Raw genomic sequence first — 14656 nt, 5'->3', positions numbered from 1 at the left:
TATAATTTAACATTTTGCGTTAAATCTGTCAACAACTTTTTTCTTTCGTTCCTGACGACGCTTATTAATTTACCATATTAATCATTTGTTCGTCAACACTTTTTAAAAAAATGCCAAAATAATTTTATCTTGGCATGATATAAAGCTTAATAACCACTAATGCAGCAACACCAGGTAGACCTAATAGACTTGTGATTGTTGCTGTACCCAAGTTAATTGGAATATGAAAATCAAAATATGTTCCTACAACGTTTACGATAAAAAGTAACGCTATTCCCAAAGTAACATGAAAGAGCGCTTTTCCTATAAAACGTAACGGCTTAGAAGAAACTCCAAAAACAAGAAAAATAAAAACTAGAGCAAGAATACCAACAATAATAATTGTAGAATTCATTTTTTCCTCCTTGTGAATGACCTATACACATTTATTTGTATGGGACAAGGCGATAAAAAAGAACATTTATCATACTACTCCAGTCGCTTCATCTCATTAAATTTTATTCGACGACACTTTCTTCATATAAAACGATTCCTCACTCTTTCCAAACGAAGTAACCACGCAATGTTTAACGAATAAAATAAAAGGTTCTGCTTTTTCAGCAGAACCTTTTACCATTGTTCCATTTTTACCGGACGACGTTTTGCTTCTTTTAACAAGAAGAAATATTTCGCCTCCGCTATTTTCAAAGAACAAAGTACATCTTGAGATGGTTCCACACTTTGTTCAACCATTCTCTTCTGACGTAACCATTCATTCTTCACTTTTTCTAATAGTACAATTAACTTATCATCATACTCTTTACGCAATTTACCCTTTTTTTGAAAGAACATTTTTGTTTCTCCTCTTATACTTCTCTACGACCTTCTAACGCTTTCGACAGTGTCACTTCATCTGCATATTCTAAATCTCCACCAACTGGCAGACCATGTGCAATACGAGTTACTTTAATACCTGTCGGCTTTAAGAGGCGGGATATATACATCGCTGTAGCTTCCCCTTCAATATTAGGGTTTGTTGCTAGTATCACTTCTTGTACCGTTTCATCATGCAGTCGCTTTAAAAGTTGCGGGATATTAATGTCTTCCGGTCCAATTCCCTCCATTGGAGAAATCGCACCACGTAACACATGATATACACCTTGATACTCTTTCATCTTTTCCATTGCGATTACATCTTTCGGTTCCTGCACAACACAAACAACCGACTGATCTCGATGCGAATCATTACAAATATAACAAGGATCGCGGTCAGTAATATGTCCGCATACAGAACAATACGCTAAATCTCGCTTCGCATTCACAAGTGCTTTTGCAAAACCTAACACATCATCTTCTTTCATATCTAATACGAAAAATGCCAATCGAACCGCTGTTTTCGGTCCGATTCCTGGCAACTTCATAAAACTATCAATTAATTTCGATATCGGTTCTGGATAATGCATATATCAGTATCCTCCTAGAACATTCCACCTGGTAAGTTCAAGCCTTTTGTAAATTTACCCATTGTAGAGTTTGAAAGTTCATCAGCTTTTTTAAGTGCATCATTCGTTGCAGCTAACACTAAGTCTTGTAACATTTCGATATCTTCTGGATCTACAACTTCTTCTTTAACTTTCACTTCAAGAATTTGCTTATGACCATTTGCAATAACTGTGACCATACCGCCGCCAGCTGTACCTTCAACTGTTTTTTCGCCAAGCTCTTCTTGCGCCTTTGCCATATCTTTTTGCATCTTTTGCATTTGTTTCATCATATTATTCATATTTCCCATTCCGCCACGCATCATAATTAATTCCTCCTAATTATTATTACTCTTTTATTTCAATAAGTTCTTGTCCTACTAATTTTACGGCCTCTTCTATAAGAGGATCTTCTTTTTTCTCTGGGCTTTCTTCAGACTCCCCGCCTTCACGCTGTAAAAAATCTTCACGGATTTTACCCCATTCACTTTTTGGAATGGCAATCATATTTAATCTTTTACTTAGCAATTCAAATAAGGCTTGTTCCACTGTATCCATAGCTTCTCGATTTTCGCTTGCCATTTTACAGTGAATCTCATATTGAAACGCTAAAACGTAAGTATCATCCGAAGCCGCCACCGGTTCGCTATTTTCTAATAAAACAGCAAACGCTACTTTGTTGTATGCTTTGAGTCTGCCTAACAACTCACCCCACACAGCTTTTAATCGCTCTAAATCCTGGCGCTTTGCTTGTTTTAACACTTCATTTACGCGTCCGACAGGAATCTTCATACTACCTGTCCGCACTGGCTTTGGTGTTGCACGTGTCTCTCTGACTTCTTGCTGCACACCAGCCGGCACACCATTCTTTTTGACTTGTTCTAACTCTTTCTCCAATTGCTGCATCCTGTTCATAATTGCTTGTAAACGATCTGCACCGTTTGCTTGCATCATAAACTGTTGACACAGTTGTACCATAACAACTTCTAAGAAAATTCGCGGATGATTTGTCCACTTCATTTCCTGTTGTCCCTTACTAAGAGTATGAATGATTTCATAGATTACTTCCGGTTGCATTTCTTCACTTAACATCCGGAATTGCTCATCTACCATTACTCGTTCCAACATATGTTCCAGTTGTGGTGAAGTTTGATATAAAAGCATATCCCGATAATAGTAAATGAAATCCTCCATAAAACGAACTGGATCTTTCCCTTTACCCATCATCTCATCTATGATACGTAATGCTCTTGATACATCATTTTCACGTATACATTCTACTAAGTTACCTAAGTATTGCTGGGAAACAGAACCTGTCACAGCTAATACATCTTCTGTCGTAACTGTCTCATCACTATAAGATATTGCCTGATCAATAAGACTAAGCGCATCACGCATACCACCTTCAGCGGCACGTGCAACAATTTGTAACGCCTCATCTTCTACTTGCGTACCTTCATTCGTCACAACCGTCGATAATCTCTCAACAATATCATTTACTGATATTTTTCGAAATTCAAAACGCTGGCAACGTGAAATGATTGTAGGCGGAATCTTATGCGGTTCTGTTGTCGCCAAAATAAAGATGACGTGTCCTGGCGGCTCTTCTAACGTTTTTAAAAGCGCATTGAAGGCACCCATAGAAAGCATGTGGACTTCATCAATAATGTATACTTTATATTCTACAGCACTTGGAGCATATTTTACTTTATCTCTAATATCTCGAATTTCATCTACACCGTTATTTGAAGCCGCATCAATTTCTAATACATCTGAAATAGATCCTTGTGTAATCCCCAAACAAGAAGGACATTCATTACAAGGTTCAGCTACCGGAGCATGTTCACAGTTGATTGCTTTTGCAAATACTTTTGCAATTGTCGTTTTTCCTGTTCCCCTCGGCCCAGAAAATAAATAAGCATGTGAAACTTTCTCTTGAAGAAGGGCATTTTGCAACGTTTTTGTCACGTGCTTTTGACCAACTACATCTTCAAATTTTTGCGGTCTCCATGTTCGGTATAACGCTTGGTATGACACGAAAATACGGCCTCCCTCAAAGGTTATTATCTCATTTATTATAACCCATTCTGTTTATAGATTCCAAAAGTTATTTTCTATACAAAAAACCCACCTTAGTATTAAGGTGAGTTTTGTATACATATATAACTGCCGTGCACCTTCTGTCGATTACGTACCATAAGCGTTACTCAAGCAGTTAGCTCGGTTCAGGCACTCCTGCGGCACACGAGAAGACCCGCTTATTGCTGCTTCCTTCCGGACCTGACAAGGTTCACGGGGTCCCGTTGCGCAGGACCCAAACGTCAACACCACTTACTTAAGGCAGACCTTACAGCAGCATAACCTCGAGAAGGGATTCGGCCTCGCTAGAGCGGATTGCGAGTATAGGGCACCGCTACCTCCCCGCTTAGCACGGCAAAGTTAAAACCAATATTCGGTTGCCTTCATTAAAAGGCATTATCAGTATAACTTGTTTTTTTACAAAATGCAAATACGTTAATTCTCGTTACTTTTCTCTAATTTTTTTATCGCTTTTCTTTTTTTACGAAGCTCTCTAAAAAAGTTTGTTAACAAAGTACCGCATTCTTCTTCTAATACACCAGCAACTACCTCGCATTGATGGTTAAAGCGTTCATCCGTTAAAAGATTCATCAACGTCCCTGCACATCCACCTTTCGGATCACTTGCACCATATACAACTCGCTTCACTCGTGATAAAACAATTCCACCCGCACACATCGGACAAGGCTCTAATGTTACATATAACGTCGCATCTTCTAAACGCCATGTCCCTAATTTTTTGCACGCCTCATCAATAGCTAACAACTCAGCGTGAGCTATTGATCTTTGTTCAGTTTCTCTTAAATTATGAGCAACACTAATTACTTCACCATCTAACACTATAACTGCACCAATCGGTACTTCTTGTATTGCCTCTGCTTTTTCAGCCTCTTCTATTGCTAACTGCATAAAATAAATATCTTGATCGCGTTCCATACCATAGTCCTTTCATTACAAATAAAGTACACTTATTTCCATTTACTACACATGGGATAACTTTTACAAATTCAATCCACCCTAATAAAAAAGAGAGGGGATTACATATGAAGAATACTGCCTTACTCATTATCGATATGATTAATGATTTTCAATTTTCACACGGGCCCATCTTAGCCAAAAAATGCGAAATTATAACAAACCCTATTTTACAATTAAAGAAAACAATGAAATCCTTTGGCTACCCCATAATTTATGTTAATGACCATTATCAACTTTGGAGATCTGATATTGACCAACTAATTACCCATTGTACAAATGAGTATAGCGAAAATATCATTCATAAGATTGCTCCAAATTCCGATGATTACATTTTTATTAAACCACATTACTCTGCTTTTTATGAAACACCTTTAAATTCTTTATTAGGCTATTTAAAAATAGAAAATCTAATATTAACAGGAGTCGCCGGGAATATATGTATCCTCTTTACAGCTAACGACGCTCATATGAGAAATTATAAACTGTATGTACCACAGGACTGTATTGCCTCTAATCACGATCAGGATAATCTGCATGCTTTAAAAATAATGGAATCCACATTAAAAGCAAATATAGTACCTTCATCTCAAATAAAAATTAATTAATACATATATCTATTTTCTAACTTTTTATATCAAATTAACCCGCTCGCTTCCCTCTTGTGCTACAATAATTCTGTTTTGTGTTTTTAGTAGTCACGGTAAATCACTGATTGAAAGGAGGAAACAGCGTGACCGGAGTACCTTTTATCACGGTTGAAGGACCAATTGGTGTTGGAAAAACCTCGCTTGCGAAGGCAATTTCAACTCACATGCAACTCCACTTACTAAAAGAGATTGTTGATGAAAATCCTTTTTTAGGAAAATTCTATGAAGACATCGACGAATGGAGTTTTCAAACAGAGATGTTCTTTCTTTGTAATAGATACAAACAATTAGAAGATATTAACATAAAGTATTTGAATCAAAGGAAGCCAGTAGTAGCGGATTATCATATATTTAAAAATTTAATTTTCGCATCCCGTACATTAAAGAATTCTCAATACGACAAGTACATGCAAATCTATCGTATCCTTACACAAGATATGCCTGTACCAAACGTTATCGTTTATTTAACAGCTAGCTTGGAAACATTACAAACACGAATTGCGATGCGCGGAAGAGAATTCGAAAAAAATATGGATCCCAATTACTTACTACAGCTCACAAAAGATTACGAAACGGCAATGGATACTTTTAAAAAGGATCATCCAGATATCCCAGTATTGAAATTTAACGGAGACGATATGGATTTTGTAAAAAATCCTGATGATTTAAACGTCATCCTATCCGCCCTTCAAAATACTCTCTTAAAGGAGTCGAAATAACAATGAATTTAAGGCAAAAATATGATATACCAAATGACGCAGTAATCACTATTGCTGGAACAGTAGGTGTCGGAAAATCAACTATGACAACTGCATTAGCTAACACTTTAGGTTATCGCACATCATTTGAAAAGGTAGATTCGAACCCGTATTTGGACAAGTTCTATGCTGATTTCACACGCTGGAGCTTCCACTTGCAAGTGTACTTTTTAGCAGAACGATTTAAAGAACAAAAAAGAATTTTTGAATACGGTGGCGGTTTTGTTCAAGATCGCTCTATCTATGAAGACACTGGAATTTTTGCAAAGATGCATCATGAAAAAGGTACAATGACGGAAACTGATTATGAAACATACAAAGGTTTATTTGATGCTATGGTCATGACTCCTTACTTCCCTCATCCAGATTTATTAATTTACTTAGAAGGTTCTTTCGATGATATTGTTGATCGTATCCAAGAACGCGGACGTCCGATGGAACAACAAACACCAATTGAGTATTGGAAAGAGATGCATGGCCGTTACGAAAACTGGATTAACAACTTTAATGCATGCCCTGTTTTACGATTAAACATTAATGAATACGATATTTTAAAAGATGGCGATTCAATTGAACCAATCATTAAAAAAATTGGCCATTTTTTAAAACAAACACGTAAACTTGTAAAATAAAAAACCCGTGCATACGCACGGGTTTTTCTATTAAATTACTTCTTTTTTGTCGGAGCAATAATTTCACTCTCAGGTTTTCCAGCGTTAATACGCTGACGAACAGTACTTGTACTAATATCGTATGTTTCAGCAATCTCTTTAACAGTCATTTCTTTCCCGTTAATTACTGCTGTTAATACTTTACCTGTACGTTTTGGAGCTGCTTCTTTCTTTACAGCTGCTTTTTCAACTTTTTTTGGCGCCTCTACTTTTGTCGCAGTTTGCTTTACATCACAAGTGCAACCACAAAGTTTACGGAATGTATCATCGCTTATAATGCGTGACACATTTGCACCACTGTTTAAAATTCTATTGTTCTTACAGACAGGACATTGTACATAATATAAAGTTTTTCCATCTAAAGGAAACGTTTGTATAATAAGATCCATGTTGACTCCTTTCATATCTATGAAGATAATCATCGGAATATGAGTGTGTAATAAGGAGAAAATCGCCCTACACCATACTTTATGATTGGTTTTAAAATAAAAACTCGTTACGTGTTGGTAACGAGTTCTCCAATCTCCACTTATATGCGCTGTTGTCAATTATATCTGGAGGAGGTAGAGGGATTCGAACCCCCGCGCGACTCTCGCCGCCTGTCGGTTTTCAAGACCGATCCCTTCAGCCAGACTTGGGTATACCTCCATATTGACATCAAATATAATATCAAAAGAAAAACAGTTAGTCAACCCTACTAAAATAAATTATGAGGAAAGGGGAAATTTACCTTTCCCCTCCTACATTTCAGTACTGACAATGCTCATAATTACCAATCACTCATACCGATGAATGTTTACATTTACTTAATAACTGCTTTTCCTCCCATATAAGGGCGAAGAACTTCTGGAATTATAATTGTACCATCTTCTTGTTGGTAGTTCTCTAAAATAGCTGCAACCGTACGTCCAATCGCAAGACCAGATCCATTTAATGTATGAACATGTTCTGGTTTTCCGTTTGGCTCACGACGGAAACGGATATTTGCACGTCTCGCTTGGAAAGCCTCAAAATTACTACAAGAAGAAATCTCACGATATGTGCCATAGCTTGGAATCCATACTTCGATATCGTATTTCTTCGCTGCTGTAAATCCTAAATCGCCTGTGCACATGCTCATAACGCGATATGGCAACTCTAATAATTGTAACACGCGTTCTGCATCATTTGTTAGTTTTTCTAACTCTTCATAAGAATCTTCTGGTTTTACGAACTTTACAAGCTCTACTTTATTGAACTGATGCTGACGAATTAAGCCACGTGTATCACGACCAGCTGAACCTGCTTCAGAACGGAAACAAGAGCTAAATGCAGCATATCGTATAGGCAATTGATCTTTATTTAAGATTTCATCACGATGCATGTTCGTTACAGGTACTTCAGCTGTCGGAATTAAGAAGTAATCTTCACTTTCAATACGGAATGCATCTTCTTCAAATTTCGGAAGTTGTCCTGTTCCTGTCATACTTGCACGGTTTACCATATACGGAGGTAATACTTCTTCGTATCCATGCTCATCAGTATGAAGATCAAGCATAAAGCTAATTAAAGCACGCTCTAATCTCGCGCCAGCACCTTTATAGAATACGAAGCGGCTTCCCGTTACTTTCCCAGCACGCTCAAAATCTAAAATTCCTAAATCTGTAGCAAGATCCCAATGTGGTTTTGGTTCATAAGCAAATTCTTTCACTTCTCCCCAAGTACGTGCTACTACATTATCATCTTCTGTTTCACCAACTGGAGCAGATTCATGAGGAATATTTGGAATAGATAACATTAATCTTTCTAAATCTTCTTCAACTGTACGAAGTTCATTATCAAGATCTTTTACTTTTTCTCCAACTTCACGCATTTCTAGAATTAGAGCTTCTGCATCTTTCTTTTCGCGCTTCAATACAGAGATTTGTTGAGATACTTCGTTACGTTTACTTTTTAGTTCCTCTGTTTGAACAAGTAATTCTCTTCTTCTCGTATCCAGCTCTTCAAAGCGACCAAAATCAGTTAAATCTTCGCCTCTATGCTGTAACTTTGCTTTTACTTCTTCAAAATTTGTACGTAAAAATTTAATATCAAGCATTATATACTCCTCCTTTTATTTTATAAAACACAAAAAACTCCCGTCCCTATATAAAGGGACGGGAGTTAACCCGCGTTGCCACCCTAGTTGAAAGCATTACCGCCTTCCTCTCAAGTAGAAATAACGGCTCTTCACCGGGAATGTTTACTAATCATAAAGATATTCCACATTCCATTCCAGGATGGATTCACAAACTGTTTCTATCGATTTCCACCAACCATCGACTCTCTATAAGAAACGGCATTTGTTACTACTTCCTATCAACACGCTTATTTTATAAAATTGTTACCATCAATTTACTATAATCTTATACAAGTTGCAAGTTACTTAGACAACTTTTTTCGTTTTCGCTTCTTTTACCATTTCTACAAAGTATGCTGTGACACGATGATCATCCGTTAATTCCGGATGGAATGAAGCAGCTAAAAACTGATTTTGTTTTACTGCTACCATTCGGTCACCATGTGTAGAAAGTACTTCAACATCATCAGCTACATTTACAACATACGGAGCACGGATAAATACACCAATAAATTCTTCTCCTACACCTTTAATTGAAAGTGCGACTTCAAAGCTATCTTTTTGGCGTCCGAACGCATTGCGTTCTACTGTAATATCCATAGCACCAATATGTGCTTCTTCATAGCCAATAAGTGTTTTTGCAAGAAGAATCATACCTGCACATGTACCAAACATTGGTTTACCAGACTTCGCGAATGTACGAAGTGGTTCCATGAAAGCATACTTATCAATAAGACGGCGCATTGTTGTACTTTCACCGCCTGGTAAAATAAGACCATCAATCTCTTCAAGTTGCTCTATACGCTTTACAACAACAGCTTCTGCACCACTTGCTTCAACTGATTTTATATGCTCACGAACTGCACCTTGAAGACCTAGTACACCGATTTTCACCATTTTAAAGTTCTCCTTCAATTACCATCCACGCTCTTGCATGCGTTGTTCTGGTAATAATGTTGAAATTTCGATACCTTTCATTGCATTACCTAACCCTTTAGAAAGGCTTGCAATTAGTTCGTAATCCTCATAATGAGTCGTCGCTTCAACGATTGCGCGTGCAAATTTCTCTGGATTTTCTGATTTGAAGATACCAGATCCTACGAATACACCATCCGCACCAAGTTGCATCATTAACGCTGCATCTGCTGGTGTTGCTACACCACCTGCTGCGAAGTTTACAACTGGCAAACGACCAAGGCGTTTAATTTCAAGTAGTACTTCATAAGGAGCACCAGTATTTTTTGCATATGTCATTAACTCATCTTCACGTAGACTTGCAACTTGACGGATTTCTGCATTGACTTGGCGCATATGACGCACTGCCTCTACAATGTTTCCTGTTCCTGGTTCACCTTTTGTACGAAGCATAGATGCACCTTCTGCAATACGACGTGCAGCTTCTCCGATATCACGGCAACCACATACAAATGGAACTGTGTAATCACGTTTATTTAAATGGTATACTTCATCGGCAGGAGTTAACACTTCACTCTCATCGATATAGTCTACCCCTAATGATTCTAATACACGTGCTTCTACAAGGTGACCGATACGGCATTTTGCCATAACCGGAATTGACACCGCACCCATAACTTCCTCAACGATTGTTGGGTCTGCCATACGAGAAACGCCACCTGCTGCACGAATATCTGCTGGTACACGCTCTAGTGCCATAACGGCAACTGCGCCTGCCTCTTCTGCAATTTTTGCTTGTTCAGCGTTAATTACGTCCATAATAACGCCGCCTTTTTGCATTTCTGCCATTCCACGTTTTACACGTTCTGTCCCTGTTACATTTGTCATGTTACAAAAACCCCCCTAGGTGAATTGCTTTTCCCCGTTAAAGGCGAAAATTAAGAATACTCTTACATTCTACCACTAACCATCAGATGCTTGTCTACTACTTTTTCATAAAGTCGGTATGAAAAATAGGAATAAGAAAAAGCCCCTACAATGAGGAGCTTTTAAAACCAACCTTTTACTGTATCAACAGCACTATTCCATATACCACTAAAGAAAGAACCAATTCCGCGCATAGAGCGAGTAAACCAATTCGCTTCCTCTACTGCAGACGTTGTTACAAGATCTATTTGTAATGACTTACCAGATAAAAATCCAGGGTCATTCGCATCTTTTGGTGTGATTACCATTTGGCCAAGTACAGCTCCCTTTTTAATAGGTGCTTCTTGTCCCTTATTTGCTTCTTTTAATTCTGTTTTATAAACATCTTTACTTCCTTTTGGCACTGGAAGTGAAACAGCTTGTTTTGTTTGAACTGCTACATCTTTATCTTTAGCATTTTCTACTCGTACTGTTTCTTGTCCTTTTACTGAAGAATCTTTTTTATACATTTGCTTCATTTCAAAGTTAGCAAATCCATAATCATATAGCTTCTTTGTTTCATCAAAACGTGCTGTATGAGAACTTGTTTTAATAACTACAGAAATAAAACGCATACCGTTCCTTTCAACCGTACCAGTGAAGCAATCCCCGGCTTCTGGAGTCGAGCCTGTTTTCAGGCCATCTACGCCATCATATTCTTTCACTAAGCCCTTTAACATCCAGTTCCAGTTCGACATTGCAAACTTCTCTTTTTGTGGACGAAATTCTTTTTTCGGGATTTTTGCTGTATCTAACACTTTTGGGTAATCTTTAATTAAATGTTGTGCTAAAGTTGCAACATCCTTTGCAGACATTTTATTTTCTTCATCCGCTGTTGTTCCTTCAGGGTGCATTCCCTTTAAATCTTTATTCGTTAAACCTGTAGAATTGACAAATTTATAATTTTTCAACCCTAGTTCTTTCGATTTATCATTCATCATTTTTACGAAGTCTACTTCTTTACCTGCAATTGCTTCTGCTAATGCAATTGTTGCACCATTTGCAGAAAAGATTGCCATTGCTTCATATAACTCTTTTACTGTATAAATGCCGCCATTTTCTAATGCAACATTTGATAAAGAAGCATCTTGTGAAACCTTATACGCATATTCAGAAACCTTAATTTTTTGATCCCACTTAAGTTTTCCTTTATCCACTGCTTCATGAACTAAATATTCACTCATCATCTTTGTCATACTAGCAATTGATAATAATTCATCTGCATTCTTTTGATATAAAATTTTCCCAGAATTTGCTTCAACTAAAATTGCTGCACCTGCTTCAATGTTTAAAGAAGCTCCTGTTTCTGCTGATGCATTGCTATATGGTAACAACATACTACAAGCTAGTGTAAGCATTGTTACTAAAGCAATGAATCTTTTGCAAAACATACCTTTCACGTCTGTTACCCCCAATATCTATGTACTCACATAACCGTTATTCTAACATAATCAAAAAAAAATAGACAGAGATATCAAATCTCCGTCTATTTGTATATCAGACATTATAATGAGTAGTTTGGAGCCTCTTTTGTAATTTGTACGTGATGAGGGTGGCTTTCACGTAAACCAGCACCTGACATACGAATGAATTGTGCATTCTCACGTAAGAATTCTAAATTCTGCGCTCCGCAATATCCCATACCGGCACGTAATCCACCAACTAATTGATGAACTGTATCTGCTAAAGGTCCTTTATATGGTACTCGACCTTCAATACCTTCTGGAACAAGTTTTTTATTTCCTTCTTGGAAGTAACGGTCTTTACTTCCTTTTTCCATCGCTCCGACAGAACCCATACCACGATATACTTTAAATTGACGACCTTGGTAAATTTCAGTCTCTCCAGGGCTTTCAGCAACACCAGCAAACATACTACCTAGCATAACAACGTGTGCTCCTGCTGCTAAAGCTTTTACCATGTCACCAGAGTACTTAACACCACCATCAGCAATAACCGGAATACCGTGTTTACGAGCTTCTGTTGCACAATCATAAACTGCTGTTAATTGTGGTACACCCACGCCAGCTACAACGCGTGTCGTACAAATAGAGCCTGGTCCAATACCAACTTTAACTACGTTTGCACCTGCTTCAATTAATGCTTTCGTTGCTTCAGCAGTAGCAACATTTCCAGCGATAATATTTAGTGATGGATATTTCGCACGAACTTCTTTTACTTTATCAATAACACCTTGAGAATGTCCATGAGCTGTATCGAGTACGATTGCATCTACGCTAGCTTTTACTAATGCGTCGATACGAAGCATAGCATCAGCCGTTACACCAACCGCTGCTCCAACTAATAAGCGTCCTTGCTTATCCTTCGCAGAATTTGGGAATTCAATTACTTTTTCAATATCTTTTATTGTAATCAGCCCTTGTAATACACCGTTGTTATCAACGAGAGGGAGTTTTTCAATTTTGTACTTTTGTAGGATCTTTTCAGCTTCTTCCAGCGTTGTACCAACTGGAGCTGTAATTAGCTTTTCTTTTGTCATTACGTCGGAAATTTTGATTGAGTAGTCTTGGATAAAACGCATATCACGGTTTGTAATAATACCAACTAATTTTCGCTCGTCTAAATTATTTACAACCGGTACACCTGAGATACGGTATTTTCCCATAAGATGCTCTGCATCATACACTTGATGTTCTGGAGTTAAAAAGAAAGGATCTGAAATAACGCCACTTTCAGAACGTTTTACTTTATCAACTTGCTCCGCTTGTTGTTCAATAGACATGTTTTTATGAATAATTCCTAAACCGCCTTGACGAGCCATTGCAATAGCCATATCAGCTTCTGTTACTGTATCCATTCCTGCACTAATTAACGGGATATTTAACTGTAAGCTTTCAGATAAAACTGTTTTAACACTTACTTCTCTTGGTAGTACATCTGACTTTGCTGGTACAAGTAATACGTCATCAAAAGTCAAACCTTCTTTAACAAATTTAGATTCCCACATAATTGTTCCCCCCATGATACCAGAAATTATTATTAGTAGCTTATCAATTGGTTAAAATACTGTCAAGGACGTATATATATGTTAGAATTTTTAGACAATAAAAGGAGCGTAATATATGCATCAAACACATTGTACTTGGCAGCAATTAAGTTTCTTCTTTTCATCTCAAAATGTACAACGTTATCTTGCCCGTTGCTATGAAAAATCCTCCATACAAGATGCTGAAAAAAAAAGTTTCGAAAATTGTTATCCCTTTATTTATTACTTAGAACACGGGAAAAACTATTATGAATTATATAAGGTAGCCCCATTTTCCATTCAGCCAATGTTATTGTTTTATGGAATGAGCCAACTTTTTAAAGCCTGCTTACTAACTATTGATCCTAACTATCCAGAATCCACTACTGTTTTAGCTCATGGTGTTACGACTCGTAAACGAAAAAAACAGGGGTATCAATTTTTAGAAGATGAGGTGAAGGTGCAAAAAAATGGATTATTTACTCATATTGCAGAACAGCTGTTTCACATGAAACACTTAGAAGCAGAGAAGTTTAACATGTTAGATCTAATGGGAAATATTCCTGAATTACAAAATTTATTTCGCTATAGTCAAAGAGGGGCCACATTATATAAAATCGATTCAACAAATACAAATGAACTTTCCTTTTCGGTCAACATACTAGATCGACTCCATATGACTACAGAAAGATTTTCACGTTACATTGAATCAACTTGTAAACATTTATCCATACAACATGTTCCCGGGAAAACGAGCGGATCGAATTTGCTTTTTACAGCTCCTATCCAATCGTGGAATCCTATATATAGTACGCCCTTATACTACGAATATCTTGCTGATGCTTATTACTTACCAATTACAACTGACCCGAGAAATCCTAAACCAGTATTACCTGAACTTCTTGTTCATTATTTATTGCTCTACAATTTAAGTATGATTTCTAGATATGAAACAGATTGGTGGTATGATTTACTTGGGAGCTATGGTTCTGAAGATTACCCATTTATTTATCAATTTCTTACTATTTCTGCTCAAAAAATCCCTTACTATATTTCATCTTTTTTACTAACAGGACCAGGCCTATTCCATGGGAAATA

General features: G+C 37.2%; 16 protein-coding genes, 1 tRNA gene, 1 other RNA gene and 1 other annotated feature. Of the genes, 4 read left to right on the top strand and 14 right to left on the bottom strand.

The genetic code is table 11. The features are described 5' to 3' along the window. Positions 1–124: 124 nt before the first annotated feature. From ILS93_RS28155 to tadA, 7 genes are all read right to left on the bottom strand, one after another. Complete coding sequence (locus ILS93_RS28155; RefSeq protein WP_001089260.1) at positions 125–394, bottom strand: pro-sigmaK processing inhibitor BofA family protein; 270 nt, start codon at positions 392–394, stop codon at positions 125–127. Between the two features lie 215 nt (positions 395–609). Continuing rightward, on the bottom strand, positions 610–831 hold the full coding sequence (locus ILS93_RS28150; protein WP_000466020.1) for a YaaL family protein: 222 nt from the start codon (positions 829–831) through the stop codon (positions 610–612). A 14-nt stretch (positions 832–845) separates the two neighbouring features. Continuing rightward, positions 846–1442 (bottom strand): recombination protein RecR, encoded by a 597-nt coding sequence (gene recR, locus ILS93_RS28145; protein WP_000559169.1) that lies wholly within the window; start codon positions 1440–1442, stop codon positions 846–848. A 14-nt stretch (positions 1443–1456) separates the two neighbouring features. Continuing rightward, a complete protein-coding gene (locus tag ILS93_RS28140; RefSeq protein WP_170771173.1) occupies positions 1457–1783 on the bottom strand; it encodes a YbaB/EbfC family nucleoid-associated protein in 327 nt (108 codons plus the stop codon). Between the two features lie 25 nt (positions 1784–1808). Then, complete coding sequence (gene dnaX / locus ILS93_RS28135; RefSeq protein WP_222661718.1) at positions 1809–3497, bottom strand: DNA polymerase III subunit gamma/tau; 1689 nt, start codon at positions 3495–3497, stop codon at positions 1809–1811. Positions 3498–3629: 132 nt separating this feature from the next. Next, positions 3630–3894: signal recognition particle sRNA large type (ffs, locus tag ILS93_RS28130), an RNA gene on the bottom strand. Between the two features lie 80 nt (positions 3895–3974). Then, entirely contained in the window at positions 3975–4475 is a 501-nt protein-coding gene (gene tadA, locus ILS93_RS28125; protein ID WP_064475257.1) for a tRNA adenosine(34) deaminase TadA, read from the bottom strand. A 107-nt stretch (positions 4476–4582) separates the two neighbouring features. On the opposite strand from tadA, the gene ILS93_RS28120 reads away from it, so the two are divergent. The 3 genes from ILS93_RS28120 to ILS93_RS28110 all read left to right on the top strand — a co-directional run bounded on the left by ILS93_RS28120 (position 4583) and on the right by ILS93_RS28110 (position 6554). Next, positions 4583–5122: a cysteine hydrolase family protein gene (locus ILS93_RS28120; RefSeq protein WP_064475256.1), complete on the top strand. Its 540-nt coding sequence runs from the start codon at positions 4583–4585 to the stop codon at positions 5120–5122. Between the two features lie 125 nt (positions 5123–5247). Beyond that, positions 5248–5883, top strand: coding sequence for a deoxynucleoside kinase (locus ILS93_RS28115; protein ID WP_064475255.1), 636 nt, complete (start codon positions 5248–5250; stop codon positions 5881–5883). Between the two features lie 2 nt (positions 5884–5885). After that, positions 5886–6554, top strand: coding sequence for a deoxynucleoside kinase (locus ILS93_RS28110; RefSeq protein ID WP_064475254.1), 669 nt, complete (start codon positions 5886–5888; stop codon positions 6552–6554). A gap of 35 nt (positions 6555–6589) precedes the next feature. Here the strand turns inward: ILS93_RS28110 and ILS93_RS28105 are convergent, their stop codons facing one another. From ILS93_RS28105 to guaB, 7 genes are all read right to left on the bottom strand, one after another. Beyond that, positions 6590–6982, bottom strand: coding sequence for a sigma factor-like helix-turn-helix DNA-binding protein (locus ILS93_RS28105; RefSeq protein WP_000364198.1), 393 nt, complete (start codon positions 6980–6982; stop codon positions 6590–6592). Between the two features lie 166 nt (positions 6983–7148). Next, a tRNA-Ser gene (locus tag ILS93_RS28100) sits at positions 7149–7241 on the bottom strand. Between the two features lie 154 nt (positions 7242–7395). After that, positions 7396–8670 carry a serine--tRNA ligase gene (serS, locus tag ILS93_RS28095; protein ID WP_000884182.1) on the bottom strand — a complete coding sequence of 425 codons (1275 nt, stop codon included), beginning with the start codon at positions 8668–8670 and terminating at the stop codon, positions 7396–7398. A gap of 51 nt (positions 8671–8721) precedes the next feature. Further along, positions 8722–8943 (bottom strand) — a binding site (T-box leader). A 54-nt stretch (positions 8944–8997) separates the two neighbouring features. Next, positions 8998–9588, bottom strand: coding sequence for a pyridoxal 5'-phosphate synthase glutaminase subunit PdxT (gene pdxT / locus ILS93_RS28090; RefSeq protein WP_064475253.1), 591 nt, complete (start codon positions 9586–9588; stop codon positions 8998–9000). A gap of 18 nt (positions 9589–9606) precedes the next feature. Then, positions 9607–10494: a pyridoxal 5'-phosphate synthase lyase subunit PdxS gene (pdxS, locus tag ILS93_RS28085; protein ID WP_000186157.1), complete on the bottom strand. Its 888-nt coding sequence runs from the start codon at positions 10492–10494 to the stop codon at positions 9607–9609. Between the two features lie 161 nt (positions 10495–10655). Continuing rightward, the gene (dacA, locus tag ILS93_RS28080) at positions 10656–11963 is read right to left on the bottom strand and encodes a D-alanyl-D-alanine carboxypeptidase DacA (protein ID WP_141669114.1); all 1308 of its coding nucleotides are present in this window, start codon (positions 11961–11963) and stop codon (positions 10656–10658) included. 113 nt (positions 11964–12076) lie between these two features. After that, the gene (gene guaB / locus ILS93_RS28075) at positions 12077–13540 is read right to left on the bottom strand and encodes an IMP dehydrogenase (RefSeq protein WP_000264076.1); all 1464 of its coding nucleotides are present in this window, start codon (positions 13538–13540) and stop codon (positions 12077–12079) included. Between the two features lie 115 nt (positions 13541–13655). Here guaB and ILS93_RS28070 point away from each other — a divergent pair. Continuing rightward, a partial coding sequence (locus ILS93_RS28070; RefSeq protein ID WP_064475251.1) for a YaaC family protein occupies positions 13656–14656 on the top strand: 1001 nt, incomplete at its 3' end.

The organism is Bacillus sp. 16GRE42 (assembly GCF_019837435.1).
GTDB classification, from domain to species: Bacteria; Bacillota; Bacilli; order Bacillales; family Bacillaceae_G; genus Bacillus_A; species Bacillus_A wiedmannii.
Note: the sequence above shows the minus strand (reverse complement) of the source record. Positions and strands in the feature narration are given on the sequence as shown.

Coding starts and splice junctions, on each gene's coding strand:
- ILS93_RS28155 (WP_001089260.1), bottom strand. CDS start 394: ATGAATTCTACAATTATTATTGTTGGTATTCTTGCTCTAGTTTTTATT.
- ILS93_RS28150 (WP_000466020.1), bottom strand. CDS start 831: ATGTTCTTTCAAAAAAAGGGTAAATTGCGTAAAGAGTATGATGATAAG.
- recR (WP_000559169.1), bottom strand. CDS start 1,442: ATGCATTATCCAGAACCGATATCGAAATTAATTGATAGTTTTATGAAG.
- ILS93_RS28140 (WP_170771173.1), bottom strand. CDS start 1,783: ATGCGTGGCGGAATGGGAAATATGAATAATATGATGAAACAAATGCAA.
- tadA (WP_064475257.1), bottom strand. CDS start 4,475: ATGGAACGCGATCAAGATATTTATTTTATGCAGTTAGCAATAGAAGAG.
- ILS93_RS28120 (WP_064475256.1), top strand. CDS start 4,583: ATGAAGAATACTGCCTTACTCATTATCGATATGATTAATGATTTTCAA.
- ILS93_RS28110 (WP_064475254.1), top strand. CDS start 5,886: ATGAATTTAAGGCAAAAATATGATATACCAAATGACGCAGTAATCACT.
- ILS93_RS28105 (WP_000364198.1), bottom strand. CDS start 6,982: ATGGATCTTATTATACAAACGTTTCCTTTAGATGGAAAAACTTTATAT.
- serS (WP_000884182.1), bottom strand. CDS start 8,670: ATGCTTGATATTAAATTTTTACGTACAAATTTTGAAGAAGTAAAAGCA.
- pdxT (WP_064475253.1), bottom strand. CDS start 9,588: ATGGTGAAAATCGGTGTACTAGGTCTTCAAGGTGCAGTTCGTGAGCAT.
- pdxS (WP_000186157.1), bottom strand. CDS start 10,494: ATGACAAATGTAACAGGGACAGAACGTGTAAAACGTGGAATGGCAGAA.
- dacA (WP_141669114.1), bottom strand. CDS start 11,963: ATGTTTTGCAAAAGATTCATTGCTTTAGTAACAATGCTTACACTAGCT.
- guaB (WP_000264076.1), bottom strand. CDS start 13,540: ATGTGGGAATCTAAATTTGTTAAAGAAGGTTTGACTTTTGATGACGTA.